Here is a 21048-nt window from a genome sequence, read left to right on the forward strand (position 1 = left end):
GTCCCGCCACCAGGCAGGACGGCGCGGGCTCGGCTCACCAGCCCAGCGGGACCACCTCCGCGGCCGAGGTCCACGAGCCTCGGTTGCCCGCCTCGGTCAGCGCGCGCAGTCGGACGTAGCGGGCCGCCGTGGGCCAGCAGCGCACGGTCTTCGACGTCGCGTCGTCGGCGAAAGTGCCCGCGGCCAGCGGGCTGCCCCAGGTCGTGCCATCCGGGCTCGCGTAGACCTCGTACCGCCCGATCCGACCGTTGGCGCCGCCGTCCTGGCGGGGCACGTAGGTCAGGCCGGTCACCGTGCGGGACGTGCCCAGGTCCAGAACGATCTCGTGGGGCAGCGGGTCCGAGCCGCCGCTCCACTTGGTGTGCCAGATCGTGGTGGGCCTGCGGTCGACGGCGTTGGCGGCCGCGCCGTTCTCGCCGACCGTTTCCTGGCTGGAGTACGAGCGCACGACCGCCGACAGCGGACCCGAGCCCATCACCGGATCGCTCGTGGTTTCCGCGCCGGTCTCCATGTGTCCCGCGAAGCGCCGCGCGAAGCCGTCGGTGGTGTCGGCCGTGGCGGTCAGGTCGTACCAACCGTTCATCCCGTTGCCGGTGCTGAACCAGTCCTCGACGGTGGCCCCGGGGTTGACCGTGTATGTCCACGGCCCGCCGCCTCGGTTGTTGGTGCGGACCGTGACCACACACGCCTTGCCGCCCGCGTTGGCCATGGTGAGGTAGACCCGGTCCTCGGCGGTCGAGTAGCGCAGGGTCACCTCCGGGTTGGCGTTGCCCGCGGTGGTCGCGGTCGCCCGGTTCCCGGCGAAGCGGCGGATGAAACCGTTGGGTCCGTGGACGTTCAAGTCATAGGCGCCGGTCGGTGTGCCCGCCTGCCAGTAGTCCGACAGCGACTTGCCCGCCTCCACCGTGTACCGCCACGGTCCGTCCGTGCGGAAAGCGTGCGCGTAGACGTAGAAGTGCGCGCCCGCTGTCCCGGTGTTGGCGAAGTCGATCCAGAACTTGTCCGCGGCAACCCGCCCGGACACGGTCAACACGTACGGCAACGGCCGCGCGGTACGCACACCGGTCTCGTGGATCGGGAACGTCTGCACCGCGGGCGGCGCCGGGGTGGTGCCCTTGGGACCGGAGGTGAGCACGGGCGTGGGCAACACCGGGTAGGTGGTGTTCGGCGTCGTGGTGTCCAAAGTAGACGTCAGGTCGCCGCACACCGCCCGCCGCCATGGCGGGATGTTCGGGTCGGCGATGCCGGTCCACTTCTCCAGGAACCGCACCACCGAGGTGTGATCGAAGACCTCCGAACACACCTTGCCGCCGCGGCTCCACGGCGAGATGACCATCATCGGCACCCGGATACCCAGGCCGATCGGCTCGCTGCCGACGAGTTCGTCGGTGATGGCCACGGTGCTCTGACCATCGCTGCTGCTGACCGGCGGGGCCGGTGGCGGCATGTGGTCGAAGAACCCGCCTTCCTCGTCGTACATCAGCAGGAACACCGTCTTGTTCCACACCTCTGGCTTCGACGCCAGCGCGTCCAGCGTGCGTTTGACCAGGTCCGCTCCGGTGTTCGGCCCCCAGTACGGGTGCTCGGTCTGGTCTTCCGGGGCGACGATCCAGGACACCGCGGGCAACGTGCCCGCATCGATGTCGGCCTTGAACGCGGGGAGGAGTTGCTTGGGCCGCTCGCGGTGCAGCCCGCGGTCGTAGAGGCTGCGCTCCGCCGCAGTCAGGGTGTTCACGCCCGCGGCGAGGTCGGCGAGCAGCTTCGCCTGGTCGGTCGCCGAGGCCTTCGCCACGGCGTAGTAGAAGTATTCGAGTTTGGTGAAGGGGTTGCCGTTGGCGGTGACGTCCTTCGTCTTCGCCAGGGCTTTGCGCCCGACGGCCATGAGGCTGATGAAGTAGTCCAGCGAGTTGTCGCCGTAGTTGTCCCACTCCTGGTAGACCCGCCAGGTCTTGCCCGCGGCCTGCAGCCGCTCGGCGTAGGTGGTCCAGCCATAGCCTGTGTGGCCCGGGTTTCCCCAAGAGTCGTTGCCGATGGCGCGTGTCTTGCCGTCCGGCTCGAACCCGATCTTGCCGGTGAACATGTACATGCGGTTCGGGTTGGTCGGGCCCATCTCCGAGCAGTGGTAGGCGTCGCAGACGGTGAAGGCGTCGGCCAACTGGTGGTAGAAGGGCAGTGCGGACCGCGTGTGGTAGGTCAGCCCCAGGTTTCCCTTATTCGCATACCACTGGTTGTGCTTGCCGTTGTTCCACGCGCCGTGTCCGCCGGTCCAGTTGTGGTTGACGTCGGCCAGGAACTGGTCGCCCACCTCGTAGGGCAGCAGTTCACCGGTCCCCTTTGGCTGGTAGAAGACCGATTTGCCGCTGGGCAGCCGGATCGCGGCCGGGTCGGCGAACCCACGCACGCCCTTGAGCGTGCCCAGGTAGTGGTCGAACGACCGGTTCTCCTGCATGAAGATCACCACGTGCTCGATCACTTCGAGACCGCCGGTAGGCGCCTCGGCGGCGAGTGCGACGCGCACACTCTCCGGCAACAACGTGAAAGCGGCCGCCGATCCGGCAGCCGCTTTCAGCAGGGTACGTCGCTTCATTGCTCTTTCTCCTCGGCAGGGGACGGGGATGGAAAATGCAACCTATTCGATCTATTTCACGGCGCCCGAGGTCAGGCCCGAGCGCCAGAAACGCTGCAGCAGAACAAAAGCGATCATGAGCGGGATGACGGATACCGCCGCGCCGGTGACAGTCAGCCCGTAGTTCGACGTCGTGCGCAGGCTGTCCCAGTACGTGAGGCCGACGGTGATCGGCCACAGCTCGTCGTCCTGCAGCATCACCATCGGCAGCAGGAGGTTATTCCAGATCTCGACGAGTTGGAAGAGGAACACCGTGACCAGCGCCGGGGACATGACTCGAAGCGACACGGTGAAGAAGATCCTCGTGTCGCTCGCCCCATCGATGCGGCCTGCCTCGATCAGCTCGTCGGGCACCGAGGCCGCGGCGTACACGCGGCACAGGTAGACCCCGAACGGGGAGACGATACTGGGCAGAAACACCGCCCAGAAAGTGTTCACCAGGTCCAACTTGGCGAACATGAGGTAAAGCGGAAGTGCCAGCATCACCTTGGGCACCAGCACCGCGGCGATGATCACGCCGAACACCGCTTCCTTACCGCGGAACTGGTATTTGGCCAGCACATACCCGGCAGCGGCGGAGATCAGCGTGCTCACGGCGGCGCCCACGCCCGCATAGAGAACGGTGTTTCCCACCCAGGTGAGGAAAACGCCGTCGTCGGCCTTGAACAGGTTCGTCAGGTTCGTCCAGAGCTGGATGTCGGCGAACCAGAAACCGTTGGTGGAGAACAGCTGCCCGGTGCTCTTCGTGGACGAGACCAGCAGCCACCACAGGGGCAGCAGGAAGTACACACTCAGCACGAACAGGAACGCCGTGCCGAGGACCTGCCCCTTGGTGAACGTCTTGGCGCCCTTGCGCGTCGTGGTCGGGGTCGCCATCAGACAGCCTTCCTGCGGGCGAAGCGGAGGATCAGGAACGACACCAGGAATGTCCCCAGTGCGAGCACGACGGACACGGCCGCGGCGAAGTTGTAGTCGCTGTTCTCCAGACCGGCGGTCTGCGCGAGCATCAGCGGGGTGTACTTGGAGTCGATGGCGGGCGCGATGTGCTTGACGATGGCGGGCTCGTTGTAGAGCTGCAGGGTGCCGATCACCGACATCACCGCGGTCAGCGTGATCGCCGGGCGCACCAACGGAATCTTGATCCGCCACGCGATCTGCCGGCCACTGGCGCCGTCGAGGCGCGCGGCCTCGTAGATGTCCTCGGGCAGCGCCTGCAGCGCCGAGTAGATGATCAGCATGTTGTAGCCGGTCCACGCCCAGGTCACGATGTTGGCCAGCGACCACAGCACGGTGTCGCTGCCGGTGAAGTCGATGGACAGGCCCACCAGCGCGAACAGCTTCTGGTACGGGCTCGACCCCGGCGAGTAGAGGAACGACCAGAGCAGCGCGGACACCACGACCGGCAGGGCGAACGGGATGAAGTAGGCGATCCGGAAGAAGCCGGGGAACCTGACCACAGTGGAGTCGAGCAGCAGGGCCAACAACAGGGCCAGCCCCAGCATGACCGGGACCTGGACGGCGCCGAAGAGCAGCACCCGGCCGATGGCGGTGAGGAACGCGTCGTCGGAGAAGACCCTGGCGAAGTTGTCCAGGCCGGCGAACTCGGTGGTGCTCGGGCCGAGGCCGAGGCCGGACCGCTTGACCGTGTAGAGGCTCTCCACGATCGCGTACCCGATGGGCGCCAGGTACATGGCGACGAACAGCAGGCCGAAGGGGACCAGGAAGCCCACGACGAACTTGCGGTGCGACACCGGCTTGCGCCGTTTCGCGCCACCCGGCTCGGTGGGCGCGGGGGCAGGCGGGGCGGTGGCTTTCCGCGGGGCGACGGTGGGCACGGCGGACCTTCCTTTGTGGATAGTTGGGCGGAATCCGCCCGGACGGCCCGCCCCCGCATCGGGCAGGCCGTCCGGGCGGCGCGGGATCACCCGCCCGCGACCGAGAGGCCCTTCTGCTTGATCGCGCCGACGGTCTTGTCCTGCACCGTCTTCAGCGCGTCAGGCAGGGTGCCCGTGCCGGTGACCGCCTTGCCCGCGGCGTCCCCGAAGTCGGTGCTGACCTGGGTCATCGTCGGGCCCCAGCGCCAGCCGGTGTCGGTGGTGTTCGCCGCTTCCTTGAACGCGGCGCCCAGGTTCTGCCCGGCGAAGTACTCCGACGGCGCGTTGAGCTCGGGCAGGTCGAGCAGCGACTTGGCCGCCGGGTACAGGCCCGCCTTCTCGATCAGGATCTTGTAGGCGGCCGGGTCGGTGCTCATCCACACCGCGAACTCCCACGCCTGCTTCGGGTCCTTGCAGCCCTTGAGCACCGCGGTGGACGAACCGCCGGCGTTGCCCGCCTTCTTCTCCCCGGCCTTCCACTGCGGCATCGGGGCGACGCCCCACTTGCCCTTGCCGTCGGGCGCGTTGTCCTTGATCAGCGCGGACGCCCAGGAGGCGCCGACATAGCTGGCGACCTTGCCGCTGTTGACGTCGGCGTTCCACTCCTTGTCGAAGCCGGGCTCGGGCTTTACCAGCTTCTCGGCCACCAGCCGCTGCCAGTACTCGGCGACCTTGGCGGTGTCGCCGCCCGCGACGTCGACCTTCCAGCTCTCGCCCTGGGTGCCGAACCACTCGGCGCCGTTCTGCCAGGCGTATCCGGCGAAGGTGTAGAGGTCGCCGCTGTCGAAGGAGGTGATGAAGTAGCTCGGGTCGGCGGCCTTGATCTTCTTCCCGGCCTGCTCGTACTCGTCCCAGGTGGTCGGGACGGCGACGCCGAACTTCTCGAAGACGTCCTTGCGGTAGTAGAGCACCATCGGGCCGGTGTCGACCGGCGCGGCGAAGACCGCCTTGCCGACCTTGACCTGGTTCCACGTCCAGTCGACGAACTTGCCGCCGTCGCCCGCGGCGTGCGTGCCGACGTCAGCCAAGGCGCCCTCGACGACGAAGGTCGGCAGCGTCTCCAGGCCGACCTGGGCCAGACACGGCGCCGAACCGCCCTTCACCGCGTTGAGCATCTGCTGGTAGCCGCCCTTGGCGCCGGACGGCGTCTTGTTGAACTTGACCTTCACGTCGGTGTGCGTGGAGTTGAAGAGGTCGGCGGCTTCCTGGTAGCCGGGCGCCCAGCCCCAGAACTCGACGGTGACCGGACCGGCGGTCAGCGGCGCGTTGTCGGATTCGGGCGAGCCCGCGCACGCGGTGACGCCGAGGGCGACCGACGCGGCGGCGGCCAGGGACGCGAACCGCTTGGACACATCTGGGAACACGGGGTACCTCCGAGCGATCGGCGACGCTGGGCGCGCGAACTTGTTAGATATTGGAGGATTCTGAGCGTAATCGAACATTGAGTCAACAGTTTCGCGCAACATCCCGGTCACGGTCGCTTCACAGAACCCCGGAGACGCGAAGGACCCGGGGAAGCAGACCATTCCCACGGGTCCGAAGCGGATCGCGCAATCCCCCGTGCGGGTCAGACCTGGTGCACCGAAACGCCTGCCGACTGGAAGGCGGCGATCACGTCCGCGGGCGCGCCCGCGTCCGTGACCAGCGCGTTGATCGCCCCGACCGGGCAGATGCGGGTGAACGCGTGCCTGCCGAGCTTCGAGCTGTCGGCGACCACCACGACCTTGGTCGCCCGCTGGACCATCAACGCGTTGATGCTGGCCTCGCCCTCATGGTGGGCATAGGCCCCGGTGTCCGGATCGAAGGCGTCGACGCCGAGGAACAGGATGTCCAGCCCGATGTCACCGAGCACCCGCATGGCGAGCGGACCGCTCAGCTCGAAGGACTGCGGGCGCGCCACTCCCCCGGTGACGACGAGCTTGATGTTCTGCCGGACCGCGAGTTCGTTGGCGATGTTGAGCGCGTTGGTCACCACGGTCAGGGTGCGCCCGTCGGTCGTCCGCGACAGATCGCCGCGGGTCGCGAGGGCCCGCGCGACCTCGGTAGTGGTCGTGCCGCCGTTGAGTCCGACCACGTCGCCCTGCGCGACCAGCCCGGCCGCCGAGTACGCGATCTTGGACTTCTCCGGCGCCCGCCTGCCCGATTTGTAGCGCAGGGGCAGCTCGTAGCTCACATTGTTGACCACGGCGCCACCGCGAGTCCTGGTGAGCAACTGCTGGTCAGCGAGGTGGTCGAGGTCGCGCCGAATGGTCGCCGCGGACACGGTCAGCCCGGCCGCGAGGTCCTCGATCTCGACTCGGCCGCGCTGGCCGAGCAGCTCGAGCATCGCGCTCAATCGCTCATGCCGATCCATGCCCACCTCCGTAGGTTCGCGGGGATTCGCGATCCATCCTGTTCGGTATCGGGCAGCCCCGCGCATGATTCCGCAGACGCCCAACGGAGGACTAGGTTCTCATCACTGCACAAACATGCGCAAAACTGTTTGAAACACGCATGTTTTGTGTAGGATCGAGCACGCACTCAGCAGTCAATCAGAGGAGGTCACGTGGGACTGTCCGCTTCCGCCGAGGAAACCAGCAGCCAGCCGGAGTGCTGGATCCGTGCCGCGGACGCCATCGCGGAGCACCAGGCGGTGCTCCCGCGCGAAGGCGAGCGGGTGGCCGTGACCGGCTGTGGAACCTCCTGGTTCGTGGCGATGGCGTACGCCGCGCTGCGCGAGGGCGCGGGCCACGGCACCACCGACGCGTTCGCCGCCTCGGAGTTCCCGGTCGGCCGCACGGATTACGACCGGGTCATCGTGATCACCCGCTCGGGCACCACCACCGAGGTGCTCACCCTGCTCGACGCCCTGCGCGGGCGCACGAAGACGGTCGCGATCACCGCGACCGAGGGTTCCCCGGTCACCAAATCGGCCGACTACGCGATCGAGCTGCCGTTCATCGACGAGCGCTCGGTCGTGCAGACCCGGTCCGCGACATCGGTGCTCGCGCTGCTGCGCGCCTCCCTCGGCGAAAACCTGACCCAGGCCGTCGCCGACGCGCGCGAAGCGCTCACCCGGCCGCTGGGCGACCTGCCCGCCGCCGACCAGATCACGTTCCTCGGCCAAGGCTGGACCATCGGCCTGGCGCACGAAGCCGCGCTCAAGCTGCGTGAGGCCGCGCAGGTGTGGACCGAGTCGTACCCGGCGATGGAGTACCGGCACGGCCCGGTCAGCATCGCCGAGCCCGGCAGGCTCACGTGGATGTTCGGCCCGGCCCCGGAGGGCCTGCCCGAGGACGTCGCGGCGACCGGCGCCACCTTCGTGACCGACGATCTCGACCCGATGGCGCAGCTCGTCCTCGCGCACCGGCTCGCGCTCGCCGTCGCCGAGCGCAAGGGCCTCGACCCGGACAGCCCGCGCAACCTCACCCGGTCGGTGATCCTCGCCGCCACGGGCCAGTGACGGCGGCTAGCGTCATCCCGGTGAGCCTGGTCGCCGCCGTCGACATCGGCGGCACAACCATCAAGGCCGCGCTGGTCGACGGCGACCTGCGGGTCCGCCACACCCTGCGCCGCCCGACCCCGTACGGCGCGGACGCGGCCATCGACGCGGCCATCGACGTGCTCGCCGAGCTGGACCAGCTCGCCGAGACGCCCGTGGCCGCGGCCGGGGTCGTGTTCCCCGGGCTGGTCGACGAGGCCGCGGGCATCGCCCGCTTCTCGGTCAACCTGGGCTGGCGCGACCTGGACCTGTCCCGGCTCAGCGCCCGCACCGGCAAGCCCACGGCAGTGGGTCACGACGTGCGCGCGGGCGCGCTGGCCGAGTGGCGGCTGGGTGCCGCGATGGGCTACCGGGACGTCGCCTTCGTCCCTGTCGGCACCGGCGTCTCCGCGGCGTTCATCGCCGACGGCCGGATGGTGGTAGCGGGCGGCTACGCCGGGGAGATCGGCCACCTGGTCGTCGACCCGGATGGTGATCCGTGCCCCTGCGGGGGCCGCGGCTGCCTGGAAACGGTCGGGTCGGCGAGCGCGCTTGCCCGCCGCTACAGCGCCTTGACCGGCGAAGACGTGTCCGCCGCGCTGGAGGTCCTCGACCGGATGCGCGCCGGGGACGAGGTCGCCGCTCGCGTCTGGAACCAAGGTGTCGACGCCCTCGCCGACACCTTGGCCACGGTCGTGACCGTGCTGGCGCCGGAGGTCGTCGTGATCGGCGGCGGCCTCTCCGGCGCGGGCCCGGACCTGTTCGACCCGCTGCGCGAGCGACTCGGCGCGCGGCTGACCTTCCAGCGTGTGCCCACGGTGGTCGCGGCCGCGCTCGGCGACCAGGCGGCCTGCCTCGGCGCCGCTCTGCTCGCCCTCGACCACTTGAAGACCCGGAGCGGGCAATGACGACGCAGGTGCTGAGCGGCGGGCGGATCCTCACCGCCACCGGTTGGCTGGACGACGGCTGGATCGCCGTCCGGGACGGCCGGGTGGACGCGCTCGGCGACGGACCGCCGCCCCCGGGCGACACCATCGAACTCGGCCGCGACCCCGTCGTGCCCGGGTTCGTCGACCTGCACGTCCACGGCGGCGGCGGCGCGTCCTTTCAGGACCCGGCCCAGGCCCGGGCGGCCCGGGACTTCCACCTCGGCCACGGGACGACCACGATGCTGGCGAGCCTGGTGACCGCGCCGGTCGACGACCTGGTCGCCGCGACGGCCGGGCTGGTCCCGCTCGCGCGCGCCGGGGTGATCGCGGGCATCCACCTGGAGGGCCCGTTCCTGGCGACCTCCCACTGCGGCGCCCACGACCCGACGCTGTTGCTGGACCCTGATCCCGACCTGCTCGAAACCCTCCTCGACGCGGGGGAGGGCACTGTCCGGGTGGTCACCATCGCTCCCGAGCGGCCCGGCGCGATCGCCGCGATCGCCCTGCTCGCCGCTCGCGGTGTGGTCGCCGCGATCGGGCACACGGGCGCAGACCTCGCGCGGACCCGGACCGCGATCGACGCGGGCGCCCGGCTCGCCACGCACCTGTTCAACGGCATGCCCGCGATGGGCCACCGCGATCCCGGTCCCGTCCTCGCCCTCCTCGACGACCACCGGGTGACCGTCGAACTGATCAACGACGGCGTCCACCTGCACCCCGACCTGGTCGCGCATGTGCTGCGCACCAAGAAGTCCACCGCGCTGATCACGGACGCGATCTCGGCGACCGGCATGGGCGACGGCGAGGTGCGGCTGTCCGGGCTCGACGTCCTGGTCGAGTCGGGCGTGGCCCGGCTGGCGAACGGTGGGTCACTCGCGGGCAGCACGCTGACGATGGACGCGGCGGTGCGCAACGCCGTCGACGCGGGCATCCCGCTCGCCGACGCCGCCCGCGCCGCGAGCGCGACCCCGGCGGCGGTGCTCGGGCTCGACCGGGTCGGCGCGCTCGCTCCCGGGATGGACGCGGACCTGGTGGTGCTCGACGCCCGACTGGGGGTGCGCCGAGTGCTGGCCAAGGGAAGGTGGGTCCGGTGATCGTCACGGTCACGCCGAACGCCGCCCTCGACGTCACCTACGTGGTGCCCGCGCTGCTGCCCAACGGCAGCCACCGGGTGACGTCGGTCAGCAGCCGGGCGGGCGGCAAGGGCATCAATGTCGCCCGAGTGCTTGCCCGCCAAGGGATTCCGGTGATCGCGACCGGTTTGGTCGGCGGCCCGACGGGCGGCCTGCTGGACCGAGACCTGGCCGCCGCCCACGTCGAGTTCCATCCGTTCGAGGTCGCCGCGGAGTCTCGGCGCACCGTGACCGTCGTCGCCGAGGGCGACGCGACGGTGTTCAACGAGCCGGGCGAGACGGTCACCCCCGCCGAGTGGGCCGGGTTCCGCGGTCACCTCGCCGGTCTGCTCACCGACGCGCGGATCGTGGTGCTCTCGGGCAGCCTGCCGCCCGGGCTGGGCTCCGACGCCTATGCCGAACTGGTCGGCATCGCCCGCGAGCACGGCTGTCGCACGATCCTCGACACCAGCGGCGACGCGCTGCTGGCGGGGATCGCGGCGGGGGCGGACGTGGTGAAGCCCAACGCGGTCGAACTGTTCGAGGCCACCGGTGAATCCGACCCGGTGGCGGCGGCGCAGGCGCTGCGCCGGGCGGGCGCGGGAGCCGTGGTGGCCTCGCTCGGACCCGAGGGGATGGTGGCGGTCACCGCCGACGGCTGCTGGCGGGCCCGACCCGACCGGCACGTCCACGGCAACCCGACCGGGGCGGGCGACGCGGGCGTCGCGGCGCTCGCGGCGGGCCTGCTGGCCGCAACACCTTGGCCGGACTTGATTCGCGAGGCGGTGGCGTGGTCGGCGGCAGCGGTCGCCGCACCGCTCGCGGGGGACATCGACGAGGGCACGCGCGACGAGCAGCGTGCCGGGGTGAACGTGGAGGAACTCGATGCCGCTAGTCGGAACTGACCAGATCGTGGGGCCCGCCCGGGCGGCGGGCCGCGGGGTGGGCGCGTTCAACGTGATCCACCTGGAGCACGCCGAAGCGCTGGTGGAAGGCGCGTCCGCGGCGGGCGCGCCGGTGATTCTGCAGATCAGCGAGAACTGCGTGCGCTACCACGGCGCGCTGGAACCGATCGCCGTCGCGACCCTCGCGGTGGCGCGGTCGGCCGACGTGCCGGTGGCCGTGCACCTCGACCACGCGGAGTCGGTGGACCTGGTCTACGAGGCGGTCCGGCTGGGCTTCTCGTCGGTCATGTACGACGGCTCCACTTTGGACTACACGGAGAACGTGGCGCGCACCAAGGAGGTCGCCGAGCACTGCCACCGCGCCGGTGTGTGGGTGGAGGCCGAACTCGGTGAGGTGGGCGGCAAGGACGGGGTGCACGCGCCGGGGGTCCGGACGAATCCGGGCGAGGCGGTCGAGTTCGTCGAGGCGACCGGCGTGGACGCGCTGGCGGTCGCCGTCGGTTCCTCGCACGCCATGCTGACGAGGGACGCGTCCTTGGACTTCGCACTCATCGCGGCCCTGCGGGCGGCGGTGCCGGTTCCGCTGGTGCTGCACGGTTCGTCCGGTGTCGCCGACCCGGACCTGGCGGAGGCGGTGCGCTCGGGGATGGCGAAGGTCAACATCGCGACCCAGCTGAGCAAGGTCTTCACCGAGGCCGTGCGCGCGTACCTGGCCGCGAACTCGACCACTGTGGACAGTCGCAAGTACATCGCCGCGGGCCGTGCCGCGGTGAGCAAGGAAGCGGCGCGGTTGCTCGAGGTTCTCGGAGCCCGCTGACCGCGAAATCCCTGCGGGTGCGGCTTCCTCGACCGCACCCGCAGGGATCAGCTCACTGCGCGTCGAGCCGCAGACCCGTCTCGGCGTCGAACACGTGCAGCCGCTCGACATCGGGGACGAGTGTGATCCGCTCGCCGCGCTTGGCGCGGGACATGCCTTCGGTCCGCACCGCGATCGGCTCGTGGTCGGGGGCGTCATCGGGGCGGCAGTACAGGAATCCGTCGCTGCCGAGTTCCTCCACGACCTCGATGGTCACCGCCATCCCCCGCGATCCGGCGGCGCTGACGTGCCAGTTCTCCGGGCGCACACCGACCACCACGTCGGGGCTGGTCACGCCGGTGAGCTGGGAGCGGGTCAGCGGCACGCGCTGCCCACCGAACATCGCGTCGGGACCGTCCACTGTGGCCGGGAGCAGGTTCATCGCGGGCGAGCCGATGAAGCCGGCGACAAACAGGTTGGCGGGCCGGGAGAACAGGGCGATCGGGGTGTCGCACTGCTGCAGCTCGCCGTCCTTGAGCACGGCGACCCGGTCGCCCATCGTCATCGCCTCGACCTGGTCGTGGGTGACGTAGAGGGTGGTGACGTCGAGCCTGCGCTGCAGCGTGGCGATCTGCGTGCGGGTCTGGACGCGCAGCTTGGCGTCGAGGTTCGACAGCGGCTCGTCCATCAGGAAGACCTGGGGCCTGCGCACGATCGCGCGGCCCATCGCGACGCGCTGGCGCTGGCCGCCGGAGAGCTTGGCGGGCTTACGGTCCAGGTACTTCTCGAGGTCGAGCAGCTTGGCCGCCTCCAGCACCCGGCGCTCCCGCTCGGCCTTCTCCACCTTGGTGATGCGCAGGTGGAAGCCGATGTTCTCGGCGACGGTCATGTGCGGGTAGAGCGCGTAGCTCTGGAACACCATGGCGATGTCGCGGTCCTTGGGCGGCAGCGAGGTGACGTCGCGGTCGCCGATCCAGATCTCGCCGTCGTCCACCGGCTCCAGCCCGGCGAGCATCCGCAGGGTGGTCGACTTGCCGCAGCCGGACGGCCCGACGAGGACGAGCAGCTCCCCCTGTTCGATCTTCAGGTCGAGTTCCGCGAGCGCCGGGCGCTCCACGCCGGGATAGCGGCGCGTGACGCCGCGGTAAGAAACACCGGCCATGAGGGCTCCAAACGTGGGATTTGCAAGAACATGCGAAATTCTATGGAGTTCCAACTATAAGTCAACAGTCGCAAACAGCTTTGTGTACGCTGACGCCAGTTCACCCGGCCAGGACGGAGGGGTCGCCTTGTCCTTCATCACCAGCGAGATCGCCGGCCAACCCCAGTGTTGGAGCCGAGCGGTCGACCAAGCCGTCGACCTGGCCCGGGTGCTGCCCCAGTCCGGGGAGCGCGTCGCCGTGGTCGGCTGCGGCACCTCACGGTTCATCGCGGAGTCCTACGCGGCCCTGCGTGAGCAGCGCGGACACGGCCGCACGGACGCCTTCGCGGCGTCGGCGTTCCCGGAGGGCCGTACCTACGACACGGTCGTCGCGCTGACCCGATCGGGCGCGACGAGCGAGGTCCTCGACCTGCTGGCCGCCCTGCCGCCCCGCACCCGGACGGTCGCGGTGACCGCCGACCCGGGCTCGCCGGTGTCGCGCTTCGCCGACGACCTCGTGCCACTCGGTTTCGCCGCCGAGCGCGCCGTCGTGCAGACCCGGTTCGCCACGACGACCCTGGCCCTGCTGCGCGCCGGGCTCGGCGAAGACCTCGGCTCGGCCATCGCCGACCTGCGCGTAGCGATCACCGTGGAACTCCCGGCGGACATCGTGCACGCCGGCCAGTTCACCTTCCTCGGCCGCGGCTGGACGGTCGGGCTCGCGCACGAGGCCGCGCTGAAGCTGCGTGAGGAGTCCGCGGCCTGGAGCGAGTCCTACCCGGCGATGGAATACCGGCACGGCCCGATCAGCGTGACCGAACTCGGCCGCGTGGTCTGGATGATCGGCGACCTGCCCGCCGGACTCGGCGACGAGATCACCGCCGCCGGCGGCACCCTGGTCACCTCCAACCTCGACCCGATGGCCGACCTGGTCCTCACCCAGCGGCTGGCCTCGGCGATCGCGGAGGTCCACGGGCTCGACCCGGACCACCCCCGCAACCTGACCCGGTCAGTCATCCTCCCCCAGCCCGCCTGACCATTTAGGACATCCATGAGCGACTCCCCCCGGTTCGTCGTCGGCAGCTCGGACTTCCTGCTCGACGGCGAACCGATCCGACTGGTCTCCGGCGCCCTGCACTACTTCCGCGTGCACCCGGACCAGTGGGCCGACCGCCTCGCCGCCGCGCGGGCGATGGGGCTGAACACGGTGGAGACGTACCTGCCGTGGAACCTGCACGAGCCCGAACCGGGCGGGCACGACTTCAGCGGTGGACTCGACGTCGAGCGGTTCGTCGCGCTGGCCGAGGAGGCCGGGCTGTTCGTACTGCTGCGGCCCGGGCCGTACATCTGCGCGGAGTGGGAACTCGGCGGCCTGCCCTGGTGGCTGCTGCGCGACCCGGACATGCGGCTGCGCAGCTCCTACCAGCCGTTCCTCGACGCGGTCGACGCGTGGTTCGACGTGCTGATCCCGAAGCTGCTGCCGATGCTGGCCACGCGTGGCGGGCCCGCGCTGATGGTTCAGGTGGAGAACGAGTTCGGCTCCTACGGCGCGGACCCCGACTACCTGCCGCACCTGCGCGACGGCCTGCTGCGCCGCGGTGTCGACGTGCCGCTGTTCACCTCCGACGGCCCGGAGGAGCACATGCTCACCAACGGGCTCGTCGAGGGCGTGCTGGGCACGGTGAACTTCGGCTCACGCGCGGCGGAGGCGTTCGAGGCGTTCCGCGGGCACCGGGCCGAGGGCCCGCTGATGTGCATGGAGTTCTGGTGCGGCTGGTTCGACCACTGGGGCGAGCGCCACCACGCGCGCGACCCGCTGGACGCGGCGGCCACCTTGGACGACATCCTCGGCGCGGGCGCGTCGGTCAACTTCTACATGTGGCACGGCGGCACCAACTTCGGCTACCTCAACGGCGCCAACCACGGCGCCGGGTTCGAGCCGACGATCACCTCCTACGACTACGACGCGCCGCTGAGCGAGTGGGGCACGCCGACGCCGAAGTTCGAGGCCTTCCGCGACGTGATCGCCGAGCACCTGGGCGAACCCCTCACCGAGGAGCCCCCAGCCGTGCGCCTGGCCGGGTTCGGCGACGTGCGGCTGACCGAGTCCGCCGCCGTGCTGCGCAACCTGGTGTCGGTGGGTCGGTTCGAGCAGCCGCCGACGGTGGAGGAGGCCGGGATCGGACACGGGTTCGCCGTCTACCGCGCGACGCTTCCCGCGGGCGCCGCCACCCTGCGGATCCCGGTCGTGCATGACCGCGCCCAAGTTCTGGTGGACGGCGTGGAAGTCGGTGTGCTGGAGCGCGACGGCGAGCAGGACACGGTAGCGCTGCCGCCTGGTGGCGCGCTGCTGGAGATCCTGCTGGAGAACCAGGGCCGGGTGAACTACGGCCCGCACCTGCACGACCGCAAGGGCCTGCTCGGCGGCGTGGAGGTCGACGGCGTCGCGCTGTCCGACTGGGAGGTGCTGCGCCTCGCCGAGGTCGACAAGATCCACTTTGGACAGCTGGGTGGCCCGCTCTACCGGCGCGGTGTGCTGGAGGTGGACGAGCCCGCGGACACGTTCATCGACCTGCCCGGGTTCGCCAAGGGCGTGGTGTGGGTCAACGGCTTCAACCTGGGGCGCTATTGGGACCGCGGCCCGCAGACGCGGCTCTACGTGCCCAAGCCGGTGCTGGTCGAGGGCGCCAACGAGATCGTGGTGCTGGACCTTCACCCCGGCGACAGCGACACTGTTCGCTTCGTGGCCGAGCCCGCGCTGGGCGAGCCGGACGTCTTCCGAGGCTCTTTGGGCTGATTCCTGCGCGAAGTTGGTCTTATCGACCAAATTCGCGCATCTTTTTGCACAACATCTCTTGACGTGGGCAAAGTGAGTTAGAACACTGGCTGAACTAACTCTCCTACCCCTGCAGGAGTGCGCATGCGTGCCCAAGTCCCGTTAACGCTTGCCTTGATAGCCGGTTCCCTGGCCCTACCGGTCGTGACCGCCGCAGCCGAGGGCGCGGCGGTCACGATCACCTCGCCCGCCCTGTCCGTCAGCGTCGACGACAGCTTCCCCCGCGTGATCAGCTACACCGACCGCGCGAGCAACGCGGTGCTGCACGGCAACGAGGACCCGCTCACCCAGATCCGGGTCAACGGCGCCACTTACACCCCGACCGTCACCTCGACCGTCGCGACCGACCGCGTCGACTACAAGCTCTCGTTCTCCGGCGTCACCATCGACGCCCGGCTGTCGGTGAGCGGGTCCGTCGTGCAGTTCGCGGTGATCGGCATCAGCGACACCACCTCCCTGCGGGTGTCGAGTTTCGCCATCCCGGGCCACAACCTGGTCTCCGTGCGCAGCAGCCAGACCGGCGCGGCGCTCGCCACCGCGCGGATGAACACCGCGACCACCGGCACCGGTGACACGTTCACCGCGATCACCTCGGCGACGCCCGCCGACACCGCGCCCACCGGTGCGATGTTCGCCGTGGCCAACACCTCCACGCTCGGCGCGGCGATCGTGTCGAACTCGTACTACGACAACCCTTCCGGAACCAACGCCAACGAGAGCGGCCGACTGCAGAAGCAGGTCGTCGCCAAGACCGGCTACCGCCGGGCCGGGTTGTGGAGCGGTGACTGGCTCTACCGGCCGACGGGCGCGGCGCTGACGGACACCGAGCCGCTGCCCTTCGCCAAGGTCGCCATCACTCGCGACCGCAACGGTGACAGCGTCGTCGACTGGCAGGACGCCGCCGTCGCCGCCCGCGAAATCTGGACGCCGCCGCAGGGCTGGGAGAACACCGCGGACCGCGTGGTGCAGCGCATCCCGTTCAACTTCGGCTCGCAGGCCACGCACCCGTTCCCGCAGACCCTCGACGAGACCAAGCGCGTCGCCAGGGCCACCGACGGACTCGGACAGTTCGTGCTGCTCAAGGGCTACGGCTCGGAAGGCCACGACTCCGCGCACATGGACTACGGCTACGTCGGCCCGAAGATGGGCGGCCCGGCCGAGCTGCGCGCGCTGACCGAGGCGGCCGAAGGCCTCAACGCCGACATCGGCGTACACGTCAACGCGCACGAGGAATACCCCGTGTCGAGCACGTTCAACCCGGCCAGGCACACCGGGACCCTCGGCTGGGACTGGCTCGACCAGTCCTACGTCATCGACGCCCGCAAGGACGGCCAGTCCGGCGACCGCCTGGCCCGGCTCAACCAGCTCAAGACCGCGGTGCCGGGACTGGACTTCCTCTACGTCGACGTCTGGTACGGCGACGGCTATGTCTCCCGCAAGCTGGCCCGTGACATCAACGGCCTGGGCTGGCAGATGGCCACCGAGTTCCCGGACAAGCTGGTCGACAACACGGTGTGGACGCACTGGTCGGCGGATGTGAACTACGGCGGCTCGAACTACAAGGGCATCAACTCCCAACTCGCCCGGTTCATCGGCAACCACACCCGCGACGACTGGATCGTGCGGCACCCGCTGCTCGGCGGCGCCGAGCTGGAGGCCTACGAGGGCTGGCAGGGCAAGAAGGACTTCAACGCCTTCCTGCGCACCACGTTCGCGGTGAACCTGCCGACCAAGTACCTGCAGAGCTCCCCGATCACGAAGTGGACCAGTGACACCGTGACGCTGGCCAACGGGGTCAGCGTGACCAACGCGGGCGGGACCAGGGTCATCCGCGACAACGGCCGGGAAGTGCTGCGCGGCAACGCTTACCTGCTTCCGCGTGCCGGCAGGCTGTACCACTGGAACAGCGCGGCGGCCACCACGACCTGGACCCTTCCGGCGGGCTGGACCGCACCCAAGCTCTACCGGCTCACCGACACCGGCCGCGTGCTCGTGGGCGACCTCGCGGTCACGGGCGGCCAGGTCTCGATCGCGGCGGCGGCCAACACCGCTTACGTGGTCTACAACGGCGCCGCGCCGGTGCAGGGCGACGCGGGCTGGGGCCAGGGCACGCCGGTCAAGGACCCGGGCTTCTACTCCGGGAACCTGTCGGCGTGGTCGGTCACCGGGACGGGCGCCTCGGTCACCCGCAACGCTTCCGGGCAGTCCGAGCTGACCGTCGCGGCGAACTCGGCGCCCACGGTGTCCCAGCAACTCACCGGGCTGGCCGCGGGCACGTACTCGGCGTCGGTGTGGGTCAGCACCTCGGCAGGCCGCAAGGCGACGCTGAGCGTGTCGCCCACCGGCGGAACGGCGGCGGCGGTGTACGCCGACTGGTCCGGGGTCACCCAGGCCGCGGGCGGCAGTGAGAAGAACGGCACGACGATGCAGCGGATGAAGGTCCTCTTCGACGTGCCCGCGGGGCAGAGCACCGCCACGCTGGCGCTGTCGACGGCGACGGGCGCGGGCACCGTGGTCTTCGACGACGTGCGCGTGGTGCAATCCGGACGCGCGCCCTTGAACGGGCACTATTTCGTCGAGGATTTCGAGAATGTCGACGCGGGCTGGGGTCCGTTCGTCGTCGGTGGCGGCTCGCAGAACGACCCGCGCACCCACATCGCCCAGCGCAACGCGCCGTACACCCAGGCGGGCTGGAACGGCAAGCTGGTCGACGACGTGATCACCGGCGGCAACTCCCTGAAGTCGCACGAGGAACGGCAGCGGCTGATCTACCAGACGGCGCCGCAGACACTGCGGTTCACCGAGGGCCGCCAGTACAAGGTGACGGCGAACTACCAGGCCGGGTTCGGCGACGAGTACGCGTTCATCACCGGTTCGGGCGCCTCGGAGACCAGCTCGACGGCGTTCGCGCAGGCGCGGACCACAACGGTGTTCAGCAAGACGTTCACCGCGGGGCCCAACGCCTGGATCGGCGTTCGCAAGCTGACGCCGGAAGGCTCCAACAACGAAGCCGACCTGATCCTCGACGACCTCGTCGTCGACGACCTCGGCCCGGGTGCGGGCGGCGACGTCGTGCGGGTCCCGCAGTCGGGCATGTCGGTGACCTACGTGGACTCGCAGGAAACCGCGGGTGAGAACGGCGCCGCGGCGAACGTGTTGGACGGCAACGCGAGCACGATCTGGCACACCAAGTGGTCGGGCGGTTCGGACCCGATGCCGCACGAGATCCGCGTGGACCTCGGGGCGACCTACAACGTGTCCACTGTGTACTACCTGCCGCGGCAGACCCAGACCAACGGGCGGATCGCGAACTACGAGGTCTACACCTCGACCGACGGGGTGAACTGGGGCACGGCGGCGGCGACCGGCACGTTCCCGAACACCACGACGGAGCAGGCGGTCACGTTCATCGCCCGGCAGGCTCGACACGTGCGGTTGCGCGCGCTGTCGGAGGTCAGCGGGAATCCGTGGACCGCGGTGGCTGAGCTGAACGTGGGATACAAGGTGGCAGGCCGGATTCCGCAGTCGGGGATCACGGTGGAGTCGGTGTCCAGTGAGGACACCGCGACCGCCGGCGGTGCCGCCAACGTGCTCGACGGCGTGGCGGACACGCTGTGGCACACCGCGTGGTCGCAGGTCGACCCGGACGCGGCGTACCCGCATGAGATCGTGCTAGACCTCGGGCGCTCGTACTCGGTGTCGTGCCTGCACCACCTGCCCAGGCAGAGTGGGGTCAACGGCATGATCGCCGGTTACGAGGTCTACGTCTCCGGCGATGGAACGACGTGGGGCACGGCGGTGAAGGCCGGGACGTTCGCCAACACCACGGCGGAGTCGGACGCCTGCTTCACGGCGAAGGCCGGGCGGTACGTGCGGTTGCGGGCCACCTCGGAGCAGGCGGGCGGGCCTTGGGCGTCGGTCGCCGAGCTGAACGTCACCGGGGTGTAAGGAAACTGGAGGGCAGGTATGGGGCCTGGTCCACACCGCCAGGTCCCATACGGGTGCACGCCGAGGGCTGCGAACCGTTCCAGGCTTTGTCCGGAGTGTCTGAATGTGGTGGTGTGAGGGTATTTCGTACAAGTCCCGAGGTCGGATGTGGGGTGATCGGTTTGTCGGTGCTGCCCGGTACGGTGCGCGTGATGGCGATCATCTTGCAGGCATATCGGTTCGCTTTGGACCCGACGCCGACCCAGGAAGGGGTGTTGCGGTCGCATTGTGGTGGGCAGCGGTACGCCTACAACTGGGGTCTCGCCCTGATCAAGGCCAACCTAGGCCAGCGCGGGGCTGAGAAGTCCTACGATATCCCGGACACCGAACTCACCCCGTCTGTGCCGTGGGCGGCCTACAACCTACGGAAACTGTGGAATCAGGCCAAGGAGACCGCAGCTCCGTGGTGGGGGGAGAATTCGAAGGAGGCGTATTCGTCCGGTCTGGCCAATCTCGCGACCGCGCTGGGCAACTGGAGCGAGTCCAAGACCGGCCAGCGCAAGGGTTCGAAGGTCCGGTTTCCGAGGTTCAAGGGCAAACGCATGGGGTTGTCGTGTCGGTTCACCACCGGCAGCTTCGGTCTGACCGAGGATGGCCGCAGACATGTGAAGCTGCCCCGCATCGGCGTGGTGCGCACCCACGAGTCGACCCGTAAACTCGCCCGGCACGTCGAACGCGGCAGCGCCCGCATCCGCTCGGCCACGGTTACCCATCGGGGTGGACGATGGTTTTGCTCGTTCTCCGTGGAGATCGACCGCCACGACCCTCCCGCGACCCGACCGGACTCGGTGGTCGGGGTGGATCTCGGGATCAAGTCGCTGGCGGTGCTCTCGACCGGCGAGGCCATCGCCAACCCGAGGCACCTCGAAGTCGCGATGCGGGAGTTGCGGCGGTTGCAGCGGCAGGCTGCCCGCCGCGACGGCCCGGACCGGCGCACCCGGCAGGCCCCCTCCACCCGGTGGCGCAAGACCCAGGCCCGGATCAAACGCCTGCACACCGCGGAGGCCAACGCCCGCCGCGACGGGCTGCACAAGCTGTCCACCCGCCTGGTCCGCACCCACGGTGTGATCGTGCTCGAAGACCTCCACGTCGCCGGGATGCTGCGCAACCGCCGCCTCGCCCGGCACATCGCCGGAGTCGGCATGGGCGAACTGCGTCGGCAGATCACCTACAAGACCGGATGGGCCGGGAGCCGCCTGCATCTAGCCGACCGGTGGTACCCGTCATCGAAGACCTGCTCGGATTGTGGCGCGGTGAAAACCAAACTGCGCCTCTCCGAACGGACGTTCCACTGCGACCAGTGCGGACACGTGCTTGATCGTGATCTCAACGCCGCCCGCAACCTCGCCCAACTCGCAGGCGAGGTGGCGGGAGGCATGTCC

Annotated in this window: 15 protein-coding genes; 9 read left to right on the top strand and 6 right to left on the bottom strand. The window is 69.7% G+C overall.

What is annotated here, in order from left to right:
* Positions 1-34: 34 nt before the first annotated feature.
* The 5 genes from ACRDSQ_RS08550 to ACRDSQ_RS08570 all read right to left on the bottom strand — a co-directional run bounded on the left by ACRDSQ_RS08550 (position 35) and on the right by ACRDSQ_RS08570 (position 6853).
* Positions 35-2587 (bottom strand): phosphocholine-specific phospholipase C, encoded by a 2553-nt coding sequence (locus tag ACRDSQ_RS08550; protein WP_431420244.1) that lies wholly within the window; start codon positions 2585-2587, stop codon positions 35-37.
* Positions 2588-2638: 51 nt separating this feature from the next.
* Positions 2639-3502, bottom strand: a complete 864-nt coding sequence (locus ACRDSQ_RS08555) for a carbohydrate ABC transporter permease (RefSeq protein ID WP_431420245.1) — start codon at positions 3500-3502, stop codon at positions 2639-2641.
* Entirely contained in the window at positions 3502-4461 is a 960-nt protein-coding gene (locus ACRDSQ_RS08560) for a carbohydrate ABC transporter permease (protein WP_431420246.1), read from the bottom strand. Before ACRDSQ_RS08560 ends, ACRDSQ_RS08555 begins: the two co-directional genes overlap by 1 nt.
* Positions 4462-4547: 86 nt before the next feature.
* Positions 4548-5864 carry an ABC transporter substrate-binding protein gene (locus tag ACRDSQ_RS08565; RefSeq protein ID WP_431420248.1) on the bottom strand — a complete coding sequence of 439 codons (1317 nt, stop codon included), beginning with the start codon at positions 5862-5864 and terminating at the stop codon, positions 4548-4550.
* Between the two features lie 203 nt (positions 5865-6067).
* Complete coding sequence (locus tag ACRDSQ_RS08570; protein WP_431420249.1) at positions 6068-6853, bottom strand: DeoR/GlpR family DNA-binding transcription regulator; 786 nt, start codon at positions 6851-6853, stop codon at positions 6068-6070.
* A gap of 198 nt (positions 6854-7051) precedes the next feature.
* Here ACRDSQ_RS08570 and ACRDSQ_RS08575 point away from each other — a divergent pair, with 198 nt between their 5' ends.
* The 5 genes from ACRDSQ_RS08575 to ACRDSQ_RS08595 are packed head-to-tail and all read left to right on the top strand — an operon-like array spanning position 7052 to position 11723.
* Entirely contained in the window at positions 7052-7942 is an 891-nt protein-coding gene (locus tag ACRDSQ_RS08575; RefSeq protein ID WP_431420261.1) for an SIS domain-containing protein, read from the top strand.
* Positions 7943-7962: 20 nt separating this feature from the next.
* A complete protein-coding gene (locus tag ACRDSQ_RS08580; RefSeq protein ID WP_431420250.1) occupies positions 7963-8868 on the top strand; it encodes an ROK family protein in 906 nt (301 codons plus the stop codon).
* Positions 8865-9983: an N-acetylglucosamine-6-phosphate deacetylase gene (gene nagA / locus ACRDSQ_RS08585; RefSeq protein ID WP_431420251.1), complete on the top strand. Its 1119-nt coding sequence runs from the start codon at positions 8865-8867 to the stop codon at positions 9981-9983. Before ACRDSQ_RS08580 ends, nagA begins: the two co-directional genes overlap by 4 nt.
* Positions 9980-10906, top strand: a complete 927-nt coding sequence (locus ACRDSQ_RS08590; RefSeq protein WP_431420252.1) for a 1-phosphofructokinase family hexose kinase — start codon at positions 9980-9982, stop codon at positions 10904-10906. The genes nagA and ACRDSQ_RS08590 overlap by 4 nt, the downstream gene beginning before the upstream one ends.
* Complete coding sequence (locus tag ACRDSQ_RS08595; protein WP_431420253.1) at positions 10887-11723, top strand: class II fructose-bisphosphate aldolase; 837 nt, start codon at positions 10887-10889, stop codon at positions 11721-11723. The genes ACRDSQ_RS08590 and ACRDSQ_RS08595 overlap by 20 nt, the downstream gene beginning before the upstream one ends.
* A gap of 52 nt (positions 11724-11775) precedes the next feature.
* Here ACRDSQ_RS08595 and ACRDSQ_RS08600 read toward each other — a convergent pair whose 3' ends face one another.
* On the bottom strand, positions 11776-12864 hold the full coding sequence (locus tag ACRDSQ_RS08600; protein WP_431420254.1) for an ABC transporter ATP-binding protein: 1089 nt from the start codon (positions 12862-12864) through the stop codon (positions 11776-11778).
* Positions 12865-12991: 127 nt separating this feature from the next.
* On the opposite strand from ACRDSQ_RS08600, the gene ACRDSQ_RS08605 reads away from it, so the two are divergent.
* The 4 genes from ACRDSQ_RS08605 to tnpB all read left to right on the top strand — a co-directional run.
* Positions 12992-13879, top strand: a complete 888-nt coding sequence (locus ACRDSQ_RS08605) for an SIS domain-containing protein (protein WP_431420255.1) — start codon at positions 12992-12994, stop codon at positions 13877-13879.
* A 15-nt stretch (positions 13880-13894) separates the two neighbouring features.
* The gene (locus ACRDSQ_RS08610) at positions 13895-15640 is read left to right on the top strand and encodes a beta-galactosidase (RefSeq protein WP_431420257.1); all 1746 of its coding nucleotides are present in this window, start codon (positions 13895-13897) and stop codon (positions 15638-15640) included.
* Between the two features lie 183 nt (positions 15641-15823).
* Positions 15824-19627 carry an endo-alpha-N-acetylgalactosaminidase family protein gene (locus ACRDSQ_RS08615; RefSeq protein WP_431420258.1) on the top strand — a complete coding sequence of 1268 codons (3804 nt, stop codon included), beginning with the start codon at positions 15824-15826 and terminating at the stop codon, positions 19625-19627.
* Between the two features lie 191 nt (positions 19628-19818).
* A partial coding sequence (gene tnpB / locus ACRDSQ_RS08620; protein WP_431420259.1) for an IS607 family element RNA-guided endonuclease TnpB occupies positions 19819-21048 on the top strand: 1230 nt, incomplete at its 3' end.

The sequence above is a fragment of the Actinokineospora sp. genome, from assembly GCF_050699995.1.
Lineage (GTDB): Bacteria > Actinomycetota > Actinomycetes > Mycobacteriales > Pseudonocardiaceae > Actinokineospora.